Source organism: Mesorhizobium sp. M0983, from assembly GCF_040318975.1.
Classification (GTDB): Bacteria; Pseudomonadota; Alphaproteobacteria; order Rhizobiales; family Rhizobiaceae; genus Mesorhizobium.
The window spans coordinates 44,684-63,634 of sequence record NZ_JAMYNH010000013.1 but is presented as its reverse complement, the minus strand read 5'-3'; the positions used below and the strand labels follow the sequence as shown (position 1 = coordinate 63,634).

Annotated in this window: 26 protein-coding genes; 16 read left to right on the top strand and 10 right to left on the bottom strand. The window is 63.0% G+C overall.

What is annotated here, in order from left to right; genetic code table 11:
• Nucleotides 1–55: 55 nt before the first annotated feature.
• Both NKH71_RS22245 and betI read right to left on the bottom strand, forming a co-directional pair.
• Nucleotides 56–814 carry an SDR family NAD(P)-dependent oxidoreductase gene (locus NKH71_RS22245; protein ID WP_352791291.1) on the bottom strand — a complete coding sequence of 253 codons (759 nt, stop codon included), beginning with the start codon at nt 812–814 and terminating at the stop codon, nt 56–58.
• A gap of 115 nt (nt 815–929) precedes the next feature.
• Nucleotides 930–1,532 carry a choline-binding transcriptional repressor BetI gene (gene betI / locus NKH71_RS22240; RefSeq protein WP_031195249.1) on the bottom strand — a complete coding sequence of 201 codons (603 nt, stop codon included), beginning with the start codon at nt 1,530–1,532 and terminating at the stop codon, nt 930–932.
• A gap of 122 nt (nt 1,533–1,654) precedes the next feature.
• On the opposite strand from betI, the gene choX reads away from it, so the two are divergent.
• Genes choX through NKH71_RS22225 form a run of 3 tightly spaced genes read left to right on the top strand, consistent with a single transcriptional unit; the run spans nt 1,655 to nt 4,904 of the window.
• Nucleotides 1,655–2,590 carry a choline ABC transporter substrate-binding protein gene (gene choX / locus NKH71_RS22235; RefSeq protein WP_031195251.1) on the top strand — a complete coding sequence of 312 codons (936 nt, stop codon included), beginning with the start codon at nt 1,655–1,657 and terminating at the stop codon, nt 2,588–2,590.
• Entirely contained in the window at nt 2,587–3,447 is an 861-nt protein-coding gene (locus NKH71_RS22230) for an alpha/beta fold hydrolase (RefSeq protein WP_023722736.1), read from the top strand. Before choX ends, NKH71_RS22230 begins: the two co-directional genes overlap by 4 nt.
• 8 nt (nt 3,448–3,455) lie before the next feature.
• Nucleotides 3,456–4,904, top strand: a complete 1,449-nt coding sequence (locus NKH71_RS22225) for an amidase (RefSeq protein ID WP_023722737.1) — start codon at nt 3,456–3,458, stop codon at nt 4,902–4,904.
• Nucleotides 4,905–4,947: 43 nt separating this feature from the next.
• Here the strand turns inward: NKH71_RS22225 and NKH71_RS22220 are convergent, their stop codons facing one another.
• Nucleotides 4,948–5,745, bottom strand: coding sequence for an NIPSNAP family protein (locus NKH71_RS22220; RefSeq protein WP_023722738.1), 798 nt, complete (start codon nt 5,743–5,745; stop codon nt 4,948–4,950).
• 150 nt (nt 5,746–5,895) lie between these two features.
• Here NKH71_RS22220 and NKH71_RS22215 point away from each other — a divergent pair, with 150 nt between their 5' ends.
• Nucleotides 5,896–6,507 carry an LmrA/YxaF family transcription factor gene (locus NKH71_RS22215; RefSeq protein WP_352791293.1) on the top strand — a complete coding sequence of 204 codons (612 nt, stop codon included), beginning with the start codon at nt 5,896–5,898 and terminating at the stop codon, nt 6,505–6,507.
• 62 nt (nt 6,508–6,569) lie between these two features.
• Here NKH71_RS22215 and NKH71_RS22210 read toward each other — a convergent pair whose 3' ends face one another.
• On the bottom strand, nt 6,570–7,163 hold the full coding sequence (locus NKH71_RS22210; RefSeq protein WP_352791295.1) for a hypothetical protein: 594 nt from the start codon (nt 7,161–7,163) through the stop codon (nt 6,570–6,572).
• Nucleotides 7,164–7,282: 119 nt separating this feature from the next.
• Between NKH71_RS22210 and NKH71_RS22205 the strand changes: the two genes are divergently transcribed.
• Nucleotides 7,283–8,413: a metallophosphoesterase gene (locus NKH71_RS22205; RefSeq protein WP_352791297.1), complete on the top strand. Its 1,131-nt coding sequence runs from the start codon at nt 7,283–7,285 to the stop codon at nt 8,411–8,413.
• 65 nt (nt 8,414–8,478) lie between these two features.
• Here NKH71_RS22205 and NKH71_RS22200 read toward each other — a convergent pair whose 3' ends face one another.
• Nucleotides 8,479–8,658, bottom strand: coding sequence for a CsbD family protein (locus NKH71_RS22200; protein WP_352791299.1), 180 nt, complete (start codon nt 8,656–8,658; stop codon nt 8,479–8,481).
• Nucleotides 8,659–8,805: 147 nt separating this feature from the next.
• On the opposite strand from NKH71_RS22200, the gene NKH71_RS22195 reads away from it, so the two are divergent.
• Nucleotides 8,806–9,474: a glutathione S-transferase family protein gene (locus tag NKH71_RS22195; RefSeq protein WP_352791301.1), complete on the top strand. Its 669-nt coding sequence runs from the start codon at nt 8,806–8,808 to the stop codon at nt 9,472–9,474.
• Between the two features lie 82 nt (nt 9,475–9,556).
• Nucleotides 9,557–10,312 carry an SDR family NAD(P)-dependent oxidoreductase gene (locus tag NKH71_RS22190; protein ID WP_023722745.1) on the top strand — a complete coding sequence of 252 codons (756 nt, stop codon included), beginning with the start codon at nt 9,557–9,559 and terminating at the stop codon, nt 10,310–10,312.
• Between the two features lie 19 nt (nt 10,313–10,331).
• Here NKH71_RS22190 and NKH71_RS22185 read toward each other — a convergent pair whose 3' ends face one another.
• Nucleotides 10,332–11,183, bottom strand: coding sequence for a LysR family transcriptional regulator (locus tag NKH71_RS22185; protein ID WP_352481751.1), 852 nt, complete (start codon nt 11,181–11,183; stop codon nt 10,332–10,334).
• Between the two features lie 97 nt (nt 11,184–11,280).
• On the opposite strand from NKH71_RS22185, the gene NKH71_RS22180 reads away from it, so the two are divergent.
• The 7 genes from NKH71_RS22180 to NKH71_RS22150 all read left to right on the top strand — a co-directional run bounded on the left by NKH71_RS22180 (nt 11,281) and on the right by NKH71_RS22150 (nt 14,814).
• Nucleotides 11,281–11,742: a RidA family protein gene (locus tag NKH71_RS22180; protein WP_031195259.1), complete on the top strand. Its 462-nt coding sequence runs from the start codon at nt 11,281–11,283 to the stop codon at nt 11,740–11,742.
• Between the two features lie 47 nt (nt 11,743–11,789).
• A complete protein-coding gene (locus NKH71_RS22175; protein ID WP_023722748.1) occupies nt 11,790–12,578 on the top strand; it encodes an SDR family oxidoreductase in 789 nt (262 codons plus the stop codon).
• A 428-nt stretch (nt 12,579–13,006) separates the two neighbouring features.
• On the top strand, nt 13,007–13,216 hold the full coding sequence (locus NKH71_RS22170) for a cold-shock protein (RefSeq protein ID WP_010915421.1): 210 nt from the start codon (nt 13,007–13,009) through the stop codon (nt 13,214–13,216).
• A 414-nt stretch (nt 13,217–13,630) separates the two neighbouring features.
• Nucleotides 13,631–13,852 carry a hypothetical protein gene (locus NKH71_RS22165; protein ID WP_031195260.1) on the top strand — a complete coding sequence of 74 codons (222 nt, stop codon included), beginning with the start codon at nt 13,631–13,633 and terminating at the stop codon, nt 13,850–13,852.
• Nucleotides 13,852–14,259, top strand: a complete 408-nt coding sequence (locus NKH71_RS22160; RefSeq protein WP_023722751.1) for a hypothetical protein — start codon at nt 13,852–13,854, stop codon at nt 14,257–14,259. Before NKH71_RS22165 ends, NKH71_RS22160 begins: the two co-directional genes overlap by 1 nt.
• 1 nt (nt 14,260) lies before the next feature.
• Nucleotides 14,261–14,425 (top strand): hypothetical protein, encoded by a 165-nt coding sequence (locus tag NKH71_RS22155; RefSeq protein WP_023722752.1) that lies wholly within the window; start codon nt 14,261–14,263, stop codon nt 14,423–14,425.
• A gap of 71 nt (nt 14,426–14,496) precedes the next feature.
• The gene (locus NKH71_RS22150; RefSeq protein WP_036245865.1) at nt 14,497–14,814 is read left to right on the top strand and encodes a YkgJ family cysteine cluster protein; all 318 of its coding nucleotides are present in this window, start codon (nt 14,497–14,499) and stop codon (nt 14,812–14,814) included.
• A gap of 37 nt (nt 14,815–14,851) precedes the next feature.
• Here the strand turns inward: NKH71_RS22150 and NKH71_RS22145 are convergent, their stop codons facing one another.
• Nucleotides 14,852–15,772 carry an AraC family transcriptional regulator gene (locus NKH71_RS22145; RefSeq protein ID WP_031195262.1) on the bottom strand — a complete coding sequence of 307 codons (921 nt, stop codon included), beginning with the start codon at nt 15,770–15,772 and terminating at the stop codon, nt 14,852–14,854.
• A gap of 44 nt (nt 15,773–15,816) precedes the next feature.
• Between NKH71_RS22145 and NKH71_RS22140 the strand changes: the two genes are divergently transcribed.
• Nucleotides 15,817–16,362 carry a nuclear transport factor 2 family protein gene (locus NKH71_RS22140; protein ID WP_023722755.1) on the top strand — a complete coding sequence of 182 codons (546 nt, stop codon included), beginning with the start codon at nt 15,817–15,819 and terminating at the stop codon, nt 16,360–16,362.
• Nucleotides 16,363–16,448: 86 nt separating this feature from the next.
• Nucleotides 16,449–17,060 carry a LysE family translocator gene (locus tag NKH71_RS22135; RefSeq protein WP_023722756.1) on the top strand — a complete coding sequence of 204 codons (612 nt, stop codon included), beginning with the start codon at nt 16,449–16,451 and terminating at the stop codon, nt 17,058–17,060.
• Between the two features lie 6 nt (nt 17,061–17,066).
• Here the strand turns inward: NKH71_RS22135 and NKH71_RS22130 are convergent, their stop codons facing one another.
• The 3 genes from NKH71_RS22130 to NKH71_RS22120 are packed head-to-tail and all read right to left on the bottom strand — an operon-like array spanning nt 17,067 to nt 18,949.
• Nucleotides 17,067–17,453 carry a nuclear transport factor 2 family protein gene (locus NKH71_RS22130; protein ID WP_352495556.1) on the bottom strand — a complete coding sequence of 129 codons (387 nt, stop codon included), beginning with the start codon at nt 17,451–17,453 and terminating at the stop codon, nt 17,067–17,069.
• Between the two features lie 16 nt (nt 17,454–17,469).
• Nucleotides 17,470–17,916, bottom strand: coding sequence for an OsmC family protein (locus NKH71_RS22125; RefSeq protein ID WP_023722760.1), 447 nt, complete (start codon nt 17,914–17,916; stop codon nt 17,470–17,472).
• Nucleotides 17,917–17,968: 52 nt separating this feature from the next.
• Nucleotides 17,969–18,949: a zinc-dependent alcohol dehydrogenase family protein gene (locus tag NKH71_RS22120; protein ID WP_352895334.1), complete on the bottom strand. Its 981-nt coding sequence runs from the start codon at nt 18,947–18,949 to the stop codon at nt 17,969–17,971.
• Nucleotides 18,950–18,951: the final 2 nt, after the last annotated feature.

Genomic DNA, 18,951 nt, shown 5'->3' with positions numbered 1-18,951 from the left:
GGTTGAAGCAGCGCCTTTTCCTTCTCGCAAGGGGAGAAGGGAGAGCGCGCGCTCCTCACCCCGCCGTGTACCCTCCATCCACTGCAAAGATGCCGCCGCTGGTCCACGCCGCTTCGTCGCTGGCGAGATAGACCGCGATGCCGGCAAGATCGCTGGTTCGGCCGATGCGGCCGAGCGGGTAGCTGCGCTCGACATAGGCCTTGAGCTCGGCCTGCGCGGCTTCCGGCAGGTTTTCGATCGACCTGCGCCGCATTGCGGTGTCGACCGTGCCGGGCGCGATGGCATTGACCCTTATGCCGCGCGGCCCGAGCTCGAAGGCGAGCGACTTGGTCAGCGAATTGAGCGCGCCCTTCGACAGCGAATAGAGGCTGGACGGCCGCTTCGGGATCATCTTGTGCGCAAAATAGGATGAGATGTTGATGACCGATGCCCCGCCCGGCGCGAGATGCGGCAACAGTCGCTGGGTGAGGAAGAATACAGCCGTGACGTTGAGCGCGAACGACTGCTGGAACTGGTCCTCGCTGACGGTCTCGAACGGCGCCAGGAACGCCACGCCGGCATTGTTGACGAGGATGTCGAGAGGTGGGCCGCACCTGGCATGCTCGACCACGGCGTCGATGCCGGCGCTGGCCGACAGGTCTGCCGACACCGTTTCGACGCCGTCCCCGAGCTGCTTGCGGGCGGCGTCGAGTTTTTTGCCGTCGCGGCCGACGATCAGCACGTCCGCGCCTTCGCGCAAAAACGCCTCGGCGATTGCCAGCCCGATCCCGTCCGAGCCGCCGGTGACCAGTGCCCGTTTGCCGCCCAGTCTCATCCAACACTCCCGCGCAATGCCGTCTTGTCTGACAAGGAGAGCAGCGCCGTTGGCAACTGTGGTCAAGCCGCCAGCCTATCCTACAGTATGAACTTCGGCTGTCGGGCACGATGGTCTATTCGGCAGCGGCTGCATCGCGCCGAACAGCCAGGCGGGTAGCGACAAACTCCTTGACGTGATGAATGGCCTGTTCACGCGTGACGCTGCCGGGCTGCAGGCCAAGCCGCAACCATAGCCCGTCGATCAGGGCGGTGACGCCGAAGGCGATCTCGTCAGCATCGGGCGCCGGCATCAGACCGCGCAGGCCGGACAGCAGGTTGGAGCGCATGCGCGCATGGATCACCTTCTGGATGCGGGCCAGCTTTTCGTCGCGCGGCACCTCCGCGCAAAGCGAAAGCCAGGCATGGCAGAGGGACGGCTGGAAAAGATGCGGCTCGAAATTGCCTTCGATGATGGCATCTATCCGTTGCATTGGGGTGCGCGCCTGCTTCAGCCGCTCGACCACTGCATGACGCAGCACCAGGTTCGACTCGCGCATGGCGTGCTCGAACAGTTCCCGCTTGCTGTTGAAATAATGCAGCACGATGCCCTTCGACGCGCCGGCCTGTGCCGCCACTTTTTCTATGGTGGCGCCAGCTATGCCTTCGCGCTGAAGCACGGCAAAGGCGGCTTGCCGCAGCTCTTTGCGGCGTATGTCGCTGAGGCGCTTGAGTTTCACGGGCCGGATCCATGCATCGAAAACCGACGTTGACATTTTCGTCCGCCGAGATCAAGAATTGACCGGTGGGACAATATAAGGACCGAATGGTCAACACCGTTGGTGAAATGAGGAGAACCGAAATGCTTCGTAGCCTTGGAATAGGCGCCTCGCTCTGGGTCCTGCTGGCGACCCAGCCGGTCTTTGCGGCTGAACCTGAACAATGCAAGGTCGTGCGCATGGCCGAGCCTGGATGGAACGACCTTGCCTTCACCACCGGCGTCACCAGCGTCTTGCTCGATGCGCTCGGCTACAAACCGGCAAGCTCGCTTCTGGGCATCAACGTCATCTATGAATCCTTGAAGAACAATGATTTGGACGTGTTCCTTGGCTATTGGGATCCGGCGATGATCACCTATTACGAGCCCTATAAGAAGGACGGCTCGGTAGACGATGTGCGCGTCAATCTCGTCGGCGCCAAATACACCTTTGCCGTGCCGACTTACGTCTGGGAGGCCGGCGTCAAGGATTTTGCCGACCTGCAAAAGTTCGCCGACAAGTTCGGCAGGAAGATGTATGGCATCGAGCCGGGCTCGAACCAGCTGATGATGGACGCCATCGCCGATAAGTCGCTGGGCCTCGATGGCTGGCAGGTCGTCGAATCGAGTGAAGCCGGCATGCTTTCCGAGGTCGGCTACGAGATCAAGGAAAAGCGCTTCATCGTCTTCCAGGGTTGGGCGCCGCATCCAATGAACACGATGTACGACTTCAAATATCTGAGCGGCGGCGACAAGTTCTATGGCCCGAACTTCGGCGCCGCGACGGTGACGACGCAGGTGCGCAAGGGCTATCTGCAGCAATGCCCGAATGTCGGGCAGTTGCTGAAGAACCTCGCCTTCGACATCGATTTCGAAAATCTCGGCATGGGCTATCTCATCAATGACGGCCTGAAGCCTGAGGAAGCCGGCCTGAAGGCCATCAAAGGGAATCCGGATAGGCTCGGCGCCTGGCTTGCCGGTGTCACCACATTCGATGGCAAGCCCGCGCTCGACGCGGTCAAGCAGCAGCTCGGCCTTTGATATCGGTCGATCAGGCTGGCTGGAACGGCCGCAAGCGCAAGGTCGGTGCCGGCTGCACTGAAACGGCCTGCGTCGAAATCGCCGGGCAGGAGCCCGCGCTGGTGCTGGTGCACGGCTTCTCCGACACGAGCCGCAGCTTCTCCTTGCTGGCGCCGCATCTCGCCGGGCGCCGGCTTATCATCCCAGACCTGCGCGGGCATGGCGCCTCGCCGGCCGGGACACGCGGCTTCGCGTCAGCGGATTTCGCGGAAGATGTGGTGAGTTTGATCGAGCGGTTGCGCCTCGAGCGGCCGGTTCTGGTCGGGCATTCCTTGGGCAGTATGGTGGCGATCGAGGCAGCAGCGCGCTATCCCGAGATGATTGGCGGCCTGGTGCTGATGGCCGGAACGGTGCGGCCGCAGATCGGTGAGGATCACCCGATGACCATTGGTGTGCGGGCACTTCGAGACCCGATATCGCCGGCCGATCCGTTCTATGACTATTGGCATGCCTGCGAGGCCGAGGTTCCAGCGGACTTCCTGACCATGGTTGCAAAGGAGGCGTCAGCCATGCCGGCGGCACTTTGGCGAGCAATCCTGGAGCAGGTTCGGCGCGTCGATCTTACCGACAAGGCGCGTACGCTGCGCCTGCCGGCGCTTGTCATTGCTGGCGGGCGCGACCTGCTCTTCGACGAAACGCACCAACAGCGGCTCCTCGAAGAAATCCCTGCCGCGGAGTTCGTGGGCGCGGCGCGGTGCGGGCATAACCCGCACTGGGAGGATCCGGCATTGGTCGCGGCAGCCATCGCCCGATATTTCAAGGTCCGGAGTAAAGCTGGATCCCAGTCGACGGCCGACGCGACCGGCAGTCCGGGCTGAGAGCAGTCATGAACCTTTCCGAATATGTGGCGTTGGATGCCGTCGCCCTGGCCGGGCACGTTCGTTCGGGCGAACTGTCCGTTGTCGAGGTCGTCGAGGCGGCTATCGAAGCAATCCAAAGCATCAATCCCGCCATCAATGCCGTGACACTGATCGATGCGGACCGGGCGCTTTCCGCGGCGGCAAGCTGCAACCGGCACGCCGCACTCGCCGGCATTCCTTTCCTGGTCAAGGACACCGGCGTGAATGTGCGGGAGTGGCCGACGACGCACTCGTCGCTCTACTTCAAGGATGCCGCGCCGAAACCCGACAGCGAGATCGTCCGGCGCTGGCGGGCCGCCGGTCTGATCTTGCTGGGCAAGACAAACACGCCTGAATTCGCCAATGACTTCGTCACCGAACCCAGCTTTCGCGGCCCCACCTTGAACCCTTGGGATCTTTCGCTGACGGCGGGCGGCTCAAGCGGTGGAGCTGCTGCCGCGGTGGCAAGCGGCATGGTGGCGGTCGCCCACGGTTCCGATATCGGCGGCTCGATCCGGGTGCCGGCTGCCTGTTGCGGCGTGTTCGGCATGAAGCCGTCGCGCGGACTCACGCCTGTCGGCCCCTGTCGAGGTCAGGTCGGCGCCGGGCTCTACGCCGACAACGTCCTGTCCCGCACCGTTCGCGACAGCGCCGCCATGCTGGACATAACTGCCGGTCCAGAACAAGGAGCGCCTTACTCCGTGTCAAAATCGGTGCCGTCCTACCTGGACTGGCTGTCTTCGCCCGGCGAGCATCTGCGCGTCGCGTGCCTGGCGCACCGGCCGGATGGCGCGCCGGTCGCGCCCGAGATCGAGGAAAAATTACGTCAAGCCATGGTCCTCCTCGAGGATATGGGGCACGAGGTCACACAGGCGCGTTTCCCGCGGGAAGGCAGCGCCGAAACGGACTGGAGCATCTTCTGGATGTCGGAGGTCGCGCGGCTGGTTGACGAGCGCGCCGACGAGATCGGGCGGATGCCGGGGGCCGGCGAAATCGAAAGCCTCAGTCGTCACGCGCTCGACTGTTTTCGACGGTCCTCGGCCGCCGACTATCTCAGGGCGCAGGACCATGTGCACAGCGCTTCGCTGGCGATGGCGAGGGCGTTCGATGCGTTCGACCTGATCATGACGCCGACCACGGCCGGCCTGCCGCCCCGGCTTGGCGCCATCCATGGCGATGGTGCTCTCTTTGATTACGAGGCTTGGGCGAGCCGGGCTTACGGCTTTGCGCCTTTCACGGAAATCTTCAACGTCACCGGCCAACCGGCCGCCAGCCTGCCGCTGTTCCAGTCGAAAGGCGGCCTGCCGATTGGCATCCAGCTCATCGGCCGCAAGAACGAGGATCACCGTCTGCTGCGCGTTTGCCTTGACCTGGAGCAGGCAACCGCATGGACGGCGCGTTACCAGGCGATCCATGCCAGACACTTTCAGGCATGAACCAGGAGGCTCCGGCGACGTAGGAGGCGTCGACGATGTTGGTTCATACCGAAATTGGGTGCTGCCCGAGCAGCGATCGCGCCGTCGGTAACAGACGCAAAACCTCCGCGGGCCTGGCGAATTCCCGTTGTACGGTCTGCTGAAGCGCCTGCCAGTCTGGGGAGGCGGCCAAGGCCGCCTCGTGGCGGGTATGCGCCTCGGCGCTGTCGAAACCCGTGACGCTGATGAAGACGTTTTCGCTGGCCCGCACCGGCAGCCGCGGAAAGCTGTTTTCGGCATGCTCGGTGACGAAGGCGGCGAGCGGTTGTCCGCCAAGTGCGGCAAGAACCGGAAGAGCCTCGGTCTGGAAATCCCTGGCGAAGCCGGCTTCGAGGCCCGGTCGCAAATGATGAATCCTGATGACAACAATTGCCTGTAAAGCACTGCTTGTGCTTGGTTCTTCGAGATCCGTCTGGGGTACTCGTTGCGATCCCGAGAGGTCGAAGCCGGCGCCCGGCCAAGCCGGTTTCAGCAGCAGCACGTCGTCGGAATCGATCATCGTGGCGTTGGCGGCGTTGCGCCAGGCCGCCCATACCGGCCCGTCATAGAAGGCGGCCAGCGCATGCTTCCGCGCGATCATGCCGTCGAAGCCGCGCAACCAGACGAACATATCTGGCCGGTCGAGGTCGCGGAACTGGCCGATGATGGTCATCCCCGCGGTTTCCTGGCCCTCGATCAAATGATTGTCGAAGATGCCGATCAGCGTCTCGCGTCGGCCAGGTTTCAGCGTGTATTGCCGAAGTTCGACGACGGGCGAGGCGAGCAGATCGGATTTAGGCGCGGCATTCAAAGGCAGGTTCATCGCTCGATCTCAAAAACAGGACAGTCATCCTGTTTTATAAAACAGACCGGTTGTCCTGTTTTGTCAATCTGCTATCGTGTGGAAATGTCAGCAGAGACCACAGCCCGCCCAAAGGCGCGGGCTAAAAAACGCACCAATGACCCCGAAGGCATGCGCAAAAAGGTGCTCGATGTCGCCGAAGAGGCGTTTCAGGCACGCGGCTATCACGCCTCCAGCATGGGCGACTTGATGGCGACGGCGGGCGTCACCGGCGGCGCGCTGCACCACCATTTCGCGACCAAGAAGGCGCTGGCGCTAGCAGTCATCGAAGAGCGGGTCGCCGCCGCCGTCGAGGAGACCTGGATCGCGCCAGTGCGGAGGGCCGGCTCGGCGCGGGAGGGCGTGCGCGCCGTGTTCGCGGCCGTCGCGGCGGAGCTGGAGCGGCAGGGTTTCGTGCGCGGCTGCCCGCTCAACAATCTGGCGCATGAACTGTCGCTTGCCGATCCGGATTTCCGCATTGCCCTTGCCGGCATTTTTTCGACCTGGCGTCAGGCGATCGCGGACAAGATCAGCGCCGACCAGCAGGCGGGCCGGGAGCTGGGCACCGATCCGCAGCGCTTCGCAGCGCTCGCCGTCGCCAGCTATTCGGGCGCCATGTCGATGGCCAAGACCGCACAGGATGCAAGCGTGCTGCGCGACTGTCTGATGGCGTTGGAGCAGGGAGTTATGTCGTCCAAAACAGGAACGAGGCGACGTAGCAGGATACTGCACAGAGCCCTCTGACGCCGGCAGGACAGAGTCGCCGCTGTCGCTGATGTCACGACCAAGGCGGGAAGGCCGGTGTCCTAATTCGGCAGCGGCTTGATCAGCTCGTAGCCGACCACGCTTTCGGCACTGGTACCCTCGTCATAGCGCCTGGCCACAACTGCCTGCAGATCGGGTGCGTAAAGCGCGGTGAACTCGTCCCGCGTCTCGCCGGCCTCGCTCCTGATCGTCTGCTTGACGGCGAGCACGGAATATTTGCAATCACCCAGGCTGAACGTCTCCTTGCCCTTGACGTTGATCTCCAGCGTCTCGGTGCCCTTCGGCGGCTTGTTCGGTGCGAGACGGGCAAATACGATCTTGCTCTTAGCCCCCGCCTTCAGCGGGAACACCTTCCTGAGATCGGAAAACGGGATCATCGCCAGCTGCCCCGTGCTGCTGTCGCGAAACACTTCGATCAGCCCGCCGAACAGGTACTGCGACTGCGGCGATTGCGACTGGTATTTGTTGGCCACGGCAACCATTCCGCCCGCCGCCGCACGAAATTCGCTGTGGATGCCGGGCCTTTCGAGAATGAAGCCTGCCTTGGCCGATTTGGCGTCGATGCACTCGGCGCCATGCGCTGCGCTCGTCACCGCCAGAATGGCCATTGTCATGCCGATGGATGCAGTTTTCATGGCGTCTTCCTCTGCCCGCGCAAGTTGAATGCCGAAAGCAATGCCAGACCTGGGAGAACGTGTCGACATACTTTGCGAGCAACTGGACTGCCGGTCCGCGTCGTGCTGAATTTTAGCGCATGATGCATCGCGTTCCCGCCCGCCCGGTTTCCCGGCGCAGCTTCCTGATGAAGGCAGCGGCCGTTGCCGCTGCCGGCGCCGTTACGCGCCCGGCCTTCGGCCAGACCGGGCAGCGCATCCCGCCGATCGACGCCACCTTCTTGTTTATCGCCGATGTCCATGCCTGCCGCATGGCGAACGGATTGAGTCCGCACTGCGAGCAGGAGGGCAAGACCGACGCTGCCTTGCTGCGCAATGTCGCCGCACTCAACGGCGTCGGTGACAGGCAATGGCCGGCTGAAATCGATGGCGTTGCCACCGGCCTGCGCTCGACGGGCAAAATCGGCGCGCCGCTCGGCCTCGTCGTTGGCGGCGACATCACCGATGATGGCGGCGGCCAGCTCACCCAGCCCAGCGAGGGCACGCAGCTGCTTCAGTTCAGCCAGCGCTACCAGCAAGGCGTCGGCCCCGACCGCGTGCACATGCCGGTCTATGTCGGCCTCGGCAACCACGACCTCGACCAGAACGGCCCGCGCTCGCATGTCGACTGGTACCGCCGCGAAATGCGCGATTACGTCGAGGTCAACCACCGCCCCGGCGTGTTCTTCAAGCCGCCTGCGCCGGCGACCGACTACGACGTCGAGACCGACTGCTATTCATGGGATTGGGGCGGCCTGCATCTGGTCCAGACGCACCGTTTTGCTGGCGATACCGGCCATGGCGCCGTCAGCAGCCTGCCATGGCTGACGCAGGACCTGGCGACTTATGCCGGCGACGGCCGCCCTGTCATCCTGTTCCAGCATTATGGTTGGGATACTTTTTCGATTGAAAAATGGGACGCCGCCGAAAGAACCTTTGACGACAACGGCACGGGTCCACCGCACTGGTGGAGCGAAGCCGACAGGCAGGCGCTGCTGGCTGTGCTGAAGGGTTACAACGTCGTCGGCATCTTCCATGGCCACCAGCACGCGACGCCGATGATCTACCACCGTGACGGGCTCGATTTGTTCAAGCCGAAGGCTGCCTTCATGGGCGGCTTTGCGTTGGCGCGGGTGACCGGCAACAGCATCGACGTGGTGCTGGGCGAAGCCGCCGGAAATCATGGCGAGGTCACCTTCACCAATGCGTACAGCAAAAGCCTGACTTTCTGACGTGTAAGAGAGGACGCAAAAAAGGCGGCCGAGCCGCCTTGTTCCTGGTTTGCAAAGGGCCAGCGTCAAAGCGCCTTCTTTACCTTGTCCTTCACGTCGCCGTAAGCCTTCTGCATCTTGCCGGTGGCCTTGTCGACGTCGCCTTCGGCCTCCGTGCGCCTGTTGCCGGTGGCCTTGCCGGCGGTCTGCTTGACCGAGCCCTTGGCTTGCTTGGCAACGCCGACAACCTGATCCTTGTTCACCATCTCGCATCTCCTGAACCGTTCGCCTGAAGAAACGGTCGCGGATCGCTTAGGTTCCGGGTTCGGCTGGTCGAGTTGGGCCGGCTTCCGGCCGCGAAGCCGACAGGATAGGGTGCGCGAGAAGCCCGGGCAGACAGGGCCGGAGGGACAATGGCTGAATTCACGCTCTTCATCGGCAACAAATGTTTCTCGTCCTGGTCGCTGAGGCCATGGCTGGCGATGAAGCATCTGCAGATCCCGTTCGAGGAAGGTTTTGTGCGCCTGCGCACGCCCGAGACCGCCGCCAATCTGGCCAGGATATCGCCGACCGGCCAGGTGCCGGTGCTGAACCATCGGCTGCCGAATGGCGAGATCCGGATCGTCTGGGAAACCCTTGCCATCCTTGAATATCTTGCCGACCTGTTTCCCGACAAGAAGCTCTGGCCGGCCGATATCGGCGCTCGCGCGCACGCCCGCTCGGCGGCGACAGAGATGCATTCCGGCTTTCGCGAGGTCCGCTATGGCTGGCCGATGAATTTGCGCCGGCCAAAAGGCCACAAGCCGCTCGACGCCGAAGGTGAGGCGCAACGGGCGCGCATCGAGGATCTGTGGCGGCAATGCCGGGAAAAATACGGCAAAGGCGGGCCGTTCCTGTTTGGCCATTTCACCGCGGCCGACGCCATGTACGCGCCGGTCGTCACCCGCTTCGACACCTATGGCGGCACGCTGGCGCCCGACACCCGCGCCTATGTCGATGCCGTGCTTTCGATGCCGGCGATGCGCCACTGGTATGCGGAGGCGGCGAAGGAGCCATGGCCGGAGCCCGGCCCCGACGAATGAGCCGAGCAACCGGCGAGCTGGTCTTCCACTTCGCGGCCCGCGGCCTATCTGAAGATCGGGCAGGGGCTTTGGAGACTTCACAATGACAGCTGTTTCTTCCGCACTGGCCGGCAAGGTCGCGCTTGTCACCGGCGCCTCGTCGGGCATCGGCGAGGCAACCGCTGTGGCGCTGGCGGCCGCCGGGGCAAAGGTGGCGATTGCCGCCCGCCGCGCCGATCGCCTCGAAGCGCTGGCCGCGCGTATCGAAAAGGCCGGCGGCACGGCACTCCGTATCGCGGCCGACGTCACCAGCAACGACGATGTCACCGCCATGGTCGACAAGGTTGTCGCCGAATGGGGCCGCCTCGACATCCTCGTCAACAATGCCGGGGTGATGCTTCTGTCGCCGGCCGCCGAGGCGGTGCTCGATGACTGGCGCCGCATGGTCGAGCTCAACCTGCTGGCGCTGATGGGTGTCACCAAAGCGGCGCTGCCGCATCTCAGGGCCGCCAAGGGTCACATCGTCAATGTCTCGTCGGTCGCCGGCCGCGTCGCCAATCCCGGCGCCAGCGGCTATGCCGCAACCAAGTTCGGCGTCGTCGGCTTTTCCGAATCGCTGCGCCGCGAAGTCTACTCCGACAAGGTTCGCGTCACCGTCATCGAACCCGGCCTGGTGCGCACCGAGCTCGGCGACCATATCACCAATCCGGCGGCGAAGACTGGGCTCGACCAGCGGCTCGCCGCCATGGAGGCGCTGGCCGCCGAGGACATCGCCGCGGCCATTCTCTACGCCGTGAGCCAGCCGGCGCACGTCAACGTCAACGAGATCGTCATCCGCCCGACCGACCAGGAACGGTGAATGACGTCGGATCGTTTCGTTAGACTTCGAATCCCGCCCGCAGGAAATCGCCACACTCCTCGACCAGCCGGGACGGGTCCCTCGCAAGGTAGACGCCGAAATCCGCCATCGGCGCCGGCGGCAGGTTGAAGCGTCCGTTGAGGCTTTGGCAGTCGGGCGGCAGTCCTTCCTGCAGCAGAAGGCCGATGCCAAGCCCGGCCCTCAGCGCCGAGATCAGCGTCGCGAAAGTCGACACGCGGCAGCCGATCTTCCAGCCGAGCCCGGCCTCGGCGAGCGAGGCCAGCATTCTGTCCTGCCAGGAGCAGGCGCCTTCGAAGATGACCAGCGGAAGCTCGACCTCGTCATCGATCTCGATCATGCGGCTTGCCGCCCAGACCAGCTGTCGTGACAGATGACCTCGCGGCGCCTTTGTGAAGCGCGCCGGATCGGCCATGACGATGTCGCATTTTCCTTCGCCCAGCGACTTGCTGAGATCGGCGCTGCTGGCCGATGTCAGCTCGATCTCCACGGAAGGATGCCGGCGGCGGAAGTCGGCAATGATCAGCGGCAGCCGTGTCACCGCCAAATCCTCGATGATGCCCAGCCGGACACGGCCGACCAGCCTGCGGCCTTCTATCTCGCGCCTGGCATCGTCGCCGATCGCGATGGCCTTGCGGGCGAAGGCGAGCAGGATCTCGCCGGCCTCGGTCAGCGTCACGCCGCGCGGCGAACGGCGCAGCAGCTCGGCGCCGACTTCACCCTCGAGGCGCTGAAGCTGCATGCTCACCGCCGCCTGGGTGCGGGCAAGTCGATCGGCCGCCCGGCTCACCGTTCCCGTATCGGCCACGGTGACGAAGGCACGCAGCAGCCTGACGTCGATATCTCCAGTCATAAGAATTCCTGATAGCTGTGTCAGCACTATCAGGCTATCCGAAAGCCCGATCTGAATTCAAGGTCCGCTCGCACGAACGAAAACAGGAGCAGCCACCTTGTCCTACAGAAGAAGATTTGAGGAGTTCGGTGTCGCCTGGCCGTCGCTCGAGCGGCCTGCTTTGCCGTTCTCGCCGACGGTTCGGGTCGCCGACATCGTCTATGTCTCCGGTCAGATTCCCGAGATCGCGCAGGAGATCGCCGCGATCGGCCAGGTCGGCAGAGAGATCGATCTGGCTGCTGCGCAGAACGCCGCCCGGCTCTGCGCGGCCAACATCGTCTATTGGCTGGACAAGGAACTGGACGGCAATCTTGACCGTGTCGTGAAATTCGCCAAGCTGACCGTCTATGTGAATGCGACGGCCGGCTTTTCGGCCTATTCGGAGGTCGGCAACGGAGCATCCGAATTTCTGCTCCATGTTTTCGGCGAGCGTGGCGAGCACGCCCGCTGCTCGCTCGGCATGGCCGGCTTGCCGGCCAATGTTCCGGTCGAAGCCGACGCTATCGTGCATGTCCGCTAGGGAAGTCGCTCGAAATAGCCAGTGAAACCAGCAGGAGGCTTGGCTTGATGGATGCAAATCTTGAGGGGCGGAGGGCGCTTGTTCTCGGCGGAGGCAAGGGCCTCGGTTTCGGCGTTGCCGAAGCGCTCGCGGCGAAAGGCGCCGAGATCATCCTGGTCGGACGAGGGGAGGCGACCCTGGATGTGGCGCGGCGCGCGATCGAGGCCGCCGGCCACATCTGCTCGACCTTCAGCGCCGACCTCTCCGACCACGACAGCGTCTCCCGGCTGATCCATGCCGTCGAGGACGAGCATCAGCGGATCGACATCGTCCTGCTCAATGGCGGCGGCCCGCCGCCCTTCGCGGCCAGCGTCTTCGATGCGAGCGTCTGGGAGAAGCAGTTCACCAGCATGGTGCTGAGCCAGATGCGCGTTGCCATTTCTTTCCTGCCAGGCATGCGGGCGCGGCGCTGGGGACGCATCATCGCCGTTTCCTCGACTTCCGTCCGCGAGCCGATCCCCGGCCTTACCGCCTCGAATGCGCTGCGTGCGTCGCTCGCCGGGTGGGCCAAGACGCTGGCCGGCGAAGTGGCGGCGGACGGCGTTACCGTCAACCTGTTGCTGCCTGGCCGTTTTGCGACGGACCGGACCAAACAGTTCGACGCCATGGACGCCGCCGACAGGGGTGTCGACGCTGCCGTGATCGCCGCCGAGAGTCAGGCCGATATCCCGGCAAAGCGCTACGGCACTCCCGCCGAATTCGGTGCGGTTGCAGCATTCCTGGCCAGCGACGCCGCCGCCTATATTACCGGCGTGGCTTTGCCGGTGGATGGCGGGCTCAGTCGCGGCATGGTGTGAGGAGCAGGGGCGGCGGCGCGAATGGTCGCATCACACAGGAACGCCCCTCGTGCCTTTTATCTGCGCGGGGGGCGTCCTGGTGATCGTCCGCCTTTTCTCAAGATCGCTCTTTCGAGAACGGCGTTCGACACCGAAAAAATGCTCCGGCGCCAAAATGGTTCCCGGCTAAGTTTTTTTTTCGGCGGGCAATAGCCCGGTTTTCGCTGTCGTATTTGCCGCCGCCGCGCATCTCCACGAGTGTTGCAAATCAAAAAATTGACACAGCGCGCAAAGAAGTCTACAAGAATTTTGTCGATGTTTGTTTGACCGACTTTTGTTATCCGCGTGCCGAGGCGCGCCTTTGACGAACTTCCCCATCAAAATCGAGACAAACGTTGTTGTGCATCCGCATGACGGCGAACGAATATTTGCCATGGAAAGGGTTCGTTATGAGCACAGGCACAGTTAAATGGTTCAACGCCACCAAGGGTTTTGGTTTTATTCAGCCTGACGACGGTTCTGCCGACGTTTTTGTCCACATCTCAGCCGTCGAGCGCGCCGGAATGCGCGACATCGTCGAGGGCCAGAAGCTTGGCTACGAGATGGTCCGCGACAACAAGTCGGGCAAGATGTCCGCCGACCAGTTGAAGGCGGCCTAAAACGGAATTCAGCCTCACCGGTGACCACGGATGTACTGGCACCGGTGAATGGCAAATTCCAGCACATGATCGCGGGAGGTTAAGTCCCCGTTCATGCGCATGAGAAGAACGTTTCTTTGCGCGTCTCTCGGGATGCGCATGCGCTCTCATGGAAGGTCAGGCGGTGCCTGGCCTTTTTCATTTTTGCGCTTCGACCGCCGAAAGAGCGCTGCTCGACGGCCCGGACGTGCTAAGAGGCTGTTTCGAAATTCGCTCTGACGGCCATCAGACGGCCGTCAGAGTAGAATTTCCAAACGGTCTCTGAGGACGTTCCAGCAATTTGAAACCGGCTGCCGTATTGCTTTGTGCGGGATCCTGGCCGAAAGACCAGTCTCGCCACTTTTCGGCGGCGCGCTCCGAACCGGGAGAAAGACCTTGACCGCAACTTCAAAAAGACCCCGCGACCAGGCCGAATCCATTTTTAGCAAGACGCGGACCCAGTCGATGTCGCTCGACCGCATCAATTCCGAACGGGATGCCGTCAGCCAGGCGCGCGAAGCCAAGACCGCGCGGCTGCGCGAACTGCGCCTGGAAAAGGAAGCCGACGACATGGCGGCAGCGCTCGCGGCCTCGCCGAAACGCGCGGGCAAACGCTGATGGCCACCAAACGCGTGCCTCAAAAGGCGATCGCCGCCGATTCGACCATCGCCGATGTCGTGGGTGAACTCGACAAGCCGGTCGAATATGTCCGGCGCGTGCTCGAAAAGCTCGAGCGCTGCCGGCGTGTCCACGGCGATGCCCAGGTGCGGCTCGGCGTGCGCGGCCGTGCCGAATGCCCCAATTATCTGATCGAATACGTCCGGGAAAACGCCAAGACGCACGAGCGCGTGACCTATCAGGACGCCGCCTACAGCGGCAGCACGCATCGCGAGCTGGCGCCCCGGCACATCGAGGAAGCCAGGAACTGGTCGCCCGAAGAAATGAACATCACGGCCGTTTCGGCGCTCATCGGCCGCCTTCGCAATCCGAATGCGCCATCATCGCGTTTCTCTGACGAGGATTGATATGGCAATCAAGTTTTCCGCCAAGGGCCAGCCAGCCGCGCCTGCTGCCGCCGTGAAGCCGGCCAAGCCGGCCGCCGCACCAAAAACCGGTGAAGCCGCCGAAGCGGGTACCGATCTGTTCAGGTCGCCGGCCGAAGCACCGCCGCGCAAGCCGAAGAAGAAATAGCACCCTTGCAGCAAAATGCCGGCCGGAAATCTGCGCCAAGGCTGCTTGCCCTGGCGGTCGCAGAGGATTTTTTGTCGCCACAAGAGGGCGCCGATCCGGTTGCCTTCGATTGCCAGACCTGTGGCGCCTGCTGCGCCTACTCGTCAAGATGGCCGCGCTTTTCAACCGAGGATGACGCGCAACTCGACCTTATCCCGCAAAAATACGTGGCTGCCGATGAAGCCGGCATGCGCTGCGACGGCGCGCGCTGTTCGGCACTGTGCGGCGAGGTCGGCAAGTCGACCGCCTGCGGCATCTACGAGATCCGTCCCGACGTCTGCCGCGCCTGCATGCCGGGCGATGACGACTGCCTGATGGCGCGCCTGGCTCACGGACTGCCGACGCTGTAATGACGCCCTCGGGCTGGCGTCTCACTTTTGAAATTCGTCAGTCAGATGAGCGAAAGTCGCTGCGGTAGAGGCCGGGCGATCGTCCGGTCAACCGTTTGAATGCCTGCGAGAACGACGGCACCGACTCATATCCGACGGCGCGCCCGATCTCGCCAATGTTCTGGTTCGTTTCCCGCAGAGCCTTGGCGGCAAGGTTCATCCGCCAGCGAGTCACATAGGACAGCGGCGGCTGTCCCACGAGTTGAGCGAAGCGACGCGCGAAGGTGGCCCGGGACTGTGCCGCGCCGCTGGCAAGGGAAGCGATAGTCCAGGGACCATCCGGCCGCTCGTGGATCAGGCGCAAAGCCTGCGCAATGCCTTTATCGCGTAAGGCGCCAAACCATCCGCCTGTTCCGAGAGGCTGATGTTCTATCCAGGCACGCAATAAGAAGATCAACGTGCTGTCGAGAAGACGTGGGGCGACAATGTCGTGACCGCCGAGATTGCTTTTTGCTTCGACCTGCAGAAGTTCCAGGGCAAGCCGCAGCGGCTCGCTGGTGTCGATCTGATTTCGGGTCAAATGGATCAGCGGTGGAAGCAGCGAAACCATCGGATATGGTCCGACGCCGTCGAGTGAATATCTCGCACAAAGAAGAGTTGTCGCGCCGCTCTCGCTTTTCGGTTCCAGTCCGCTCCGATTTGCGGAAAGGACGGCGGATATCGATGCCGTCGGTGCATCCGCCGGATTGCAAAGGGCATGCCCGATACCGCTCGCGACAAGGATGACGTCTCCCTCGCTTAAGCGGATCGGCTCCTTTTCACCGGCTAGCCGCAGCCAGCATTCGCCGTTCTGTATGACGTGGATGGCGGCATTCCTTGTCGGATCGACCGAAATACCCCATGGCCGATGCAGGGTCGCGCTGCCGATCATGGCGCTGCCAAATCTCAGCGAAGCAAGAACTTCGGACAAGGCATCCATGAGAACCATCCTCCGATGATGAATCGGACAACGATATTAGACGATTGGATAAGAATCTAGCGGAATGGCATATCGACCATCTCACAAGCGTGGCTGATTATGTTGGCAATGTCGGCCTGCGGACGCTCCTGTCCACAACAGGCGGAAGCAGCCACCTCACGGAGCAAAACATGCGTGACGAACCATCAAATCCAGTTACAGCCAAGAGTCATAATTCGCTCGAAACCAACAAGACGATCGTCCTGGACTTCATCGACAAAGCAGTAAACCAAGGCAACATCGAAGCTGCTTCGATGCATTTTGGCGAACGCTACATCCAACATAATCCGAACATTGCGGATGGTGCGGACGGCTTCAAAGCCTATCTGCAGCAGCTCAAACAGTCATTTCCCCTCGTGAGGGGAGAGGTGAAGCGGATTTTTGCCGAAGGGGATTTCGTCATCGTGCACATGCACGCAAAACGCGAACCCGAAGAGGAGGGGTTGGCCATCGTCGACATTTTCAGGCTGAACGAAAGTAAGCTCGTCGAACACTGGGAAGTTCGGCAACCCATCGCGGATAGCAAGCTGCACGCCAATAGCATGATCTGAATGCGGATAGGCTCTCAGGCTGGCTTGTGCCCGCACGTTTCGCTGATTACGCTGCCGGCGGCAGGGCCAGCACCGGGAGACCATCTGTGAGCATCGAATTCCTGTTGACGTCGCTGATTGTCGTGGCTTCGCCCGGCACTGGCGTTCTCTATACGCTGAGCGCCGGGCTTTCGCGTGGTGCGCGTGCCAGCATCATTGCCGCTTTCGGCTGCACGCTCGGCATCATTCCGCATATGGCGGCCGCCATCACCGGCCTCGCGGCTCTGCTGCACACCAGCGCCGTCGCCTTCGAGACGCTGAAATATCTCGGCGTCGCCTACCTGCTCTACATGGCCTGGAACACGCTGAAGGAGAAGGGCGGCCTGAGCGTCGACGAAAATGTCGCGCCGCGCTCGGCCGGCAAAGTGATCACTTCGGGCATCCTCATCAACATCCTCAATCCGAAGCTGTCGATCTTCTTCTTTGCCTTCCTGCCGCAATTCGTCAGCACCACCGAATCGCATGCGCTGTCGAAGATGCTGGAGCTCAGCAGCGTCTTCATGCTGCTCACCTTCGTGGTCTTTGTCGGCTACGGCATCTTCGCGGCGTCGATCCGCAGCCATGTCGTGTCGCGACCAAAGGTGCTGACCTGGATGCGCCGCACCTTCGCCGGAGCCTTTGTCATGCTCGGCGCCAAACTGGCGCTGGCGGACCGGTAGACAGCCTTATGCCTTCACGTAGCCCATGGCCTCGACAATCTGCCCGTCCGCCACACGCATCAGGTTGACGCCGCGCAGCGAATTGCCGTCGGCCATCCAGTAGCGCCAGCGGATCGTCGCCCGGTCGCCGGCGACGAAGGTTTCTTCGATGTCGAAGCGCATGCCGGGTCCGGTCGCGATCGCCGACCACAGTTCGACGCAGGCGCCCTTGCCGATGCGGCGGGCGCCGTCCGGGGCCGGCGTGGTGTTCTCGATCACGCAATCTTCCGCCACCAGATCGTCGAGCGCCGACGCGTCGTGGCGCTGGAAGACGTCGTTGTAGCGCCGCATGATCTCGGCCGTTTCGGCGGAGCGTTTTGCCGCGGCGATGTCGATGATGAGTTCCTGTGTCATTGGATATTCCTTCCCTTCAGTGATCAGCAACGGTTTCGACGAGGCGGGCCTTGAGCGTGATCGCCGCGACGCCGGCCAGCGCCCGCGACACGAGGCAGCTCTCCTTGGCCGTCTGCGCCAGCCGCTCGAAATCCCCGGCAGCCAGCCCGGCCACGCTTGCCTCCGTCTCCAACTCGATACGGGTGATCGTCGGTCCGGCCGCGGTGGCGCCGAGATGCGCTTTCGCGATTGTGTGAATGCGTGCGGGAGTATAACCTTCGCGGCCCAGGATGGCGCTCAGCGCCATCGAGAAGCAGCCGGCATGCGCCGCCGCGATCAATTCCTCCGGGTTGGTGCCGGGACCGTTCTCGAAACGCGACGGGAAGGAGTAGGCGCCTTCGAATACGCCGCTGCCTAGCCTCAGCCGGCCCGAACCTTCTTTCAACGATCCCTGCCATTGGGCCTCTGCTTCACGAATGGTCATTGTGTCTCTCCTTTGATTTGAGGGGGTCAATCAGATTTTGGGGGCGAACCAGTCAGGCGCCGTCGACGACCACTTTCCCGAAGACGTCGCCTTGCTGGAAATAACGGTAGGCGTCTTGGGCCTCGTCGAAGGCGAACACCTTGTCGATGACAGGCTTAAGCCGATGCACCGAGATGGCGCGCAGCATGGCTTCGAGGTTGGTGCGATTGCCGACGAAGAGGCGGCTGATGGTGGCGAGGCTGCGCTGGTAGACCGGGCCGGGGATCTGCACCGTCCCGCCTTTCGCATCCTGTATGGTGAGAAGCACGATGCGCCCGTAAAGCGCGCAGGCGATCATCGATTGCGCGAAGGTCGGCGGGCCGCCGGTCTCGACGACGAGGTCGATGCCACCGGTTTGCTCGCGCACAGCTGCACCCCATTCCGGCATGTCGGCCGTCGAGACGACGAGGTCGGCGCCCAGCGCCCGCAGCCGGTCCAGCTTCTCGCCGCGCGAGCTGACGGCCACGACCCGGCAGCCGAGCAGCTTGGCGAATTGCAGCGCAAACAGCGCGACGCCACCTGAACCGATGACCAGAACCCACTGCCCGGGCTTCGGCATCTCGGCCGCCGTCACGGCATTCCAAGCGGCCAGGCCGGCACAGGTCAGTGTCGCCGCTTGATGCCAGTCGAGATAATCGGGAAGCCACACCGCCCATTGCTCGTCGAGCACCGCGTATTCAGTCAGCATCCCGTCCAGCGTGCAGCCAAGCTGGTCGATCAGCCCGGCATTGATGCGGCCATCAATCCAGCGTGCAAAATAGCTGCCGGTGATGCGGTCGCCGGCGGCAAAGCGGGTGACGGCATCTCCGACGGCAACGACTTCCCCAGCACCGTCGCTCAGCGGGATAACGCCTTGGCGCGGCGTCAGCGGATAGGTGCCGTTGAGGATCATCGTATCGCGGCGGTTGAGCGATGTGGCGCGGACACGCACGACGATCTCGTGCGGCTTCGGCGTCGGCTGCGTCCCGTCGCGCATCACCAGGCACTTGGTCACGC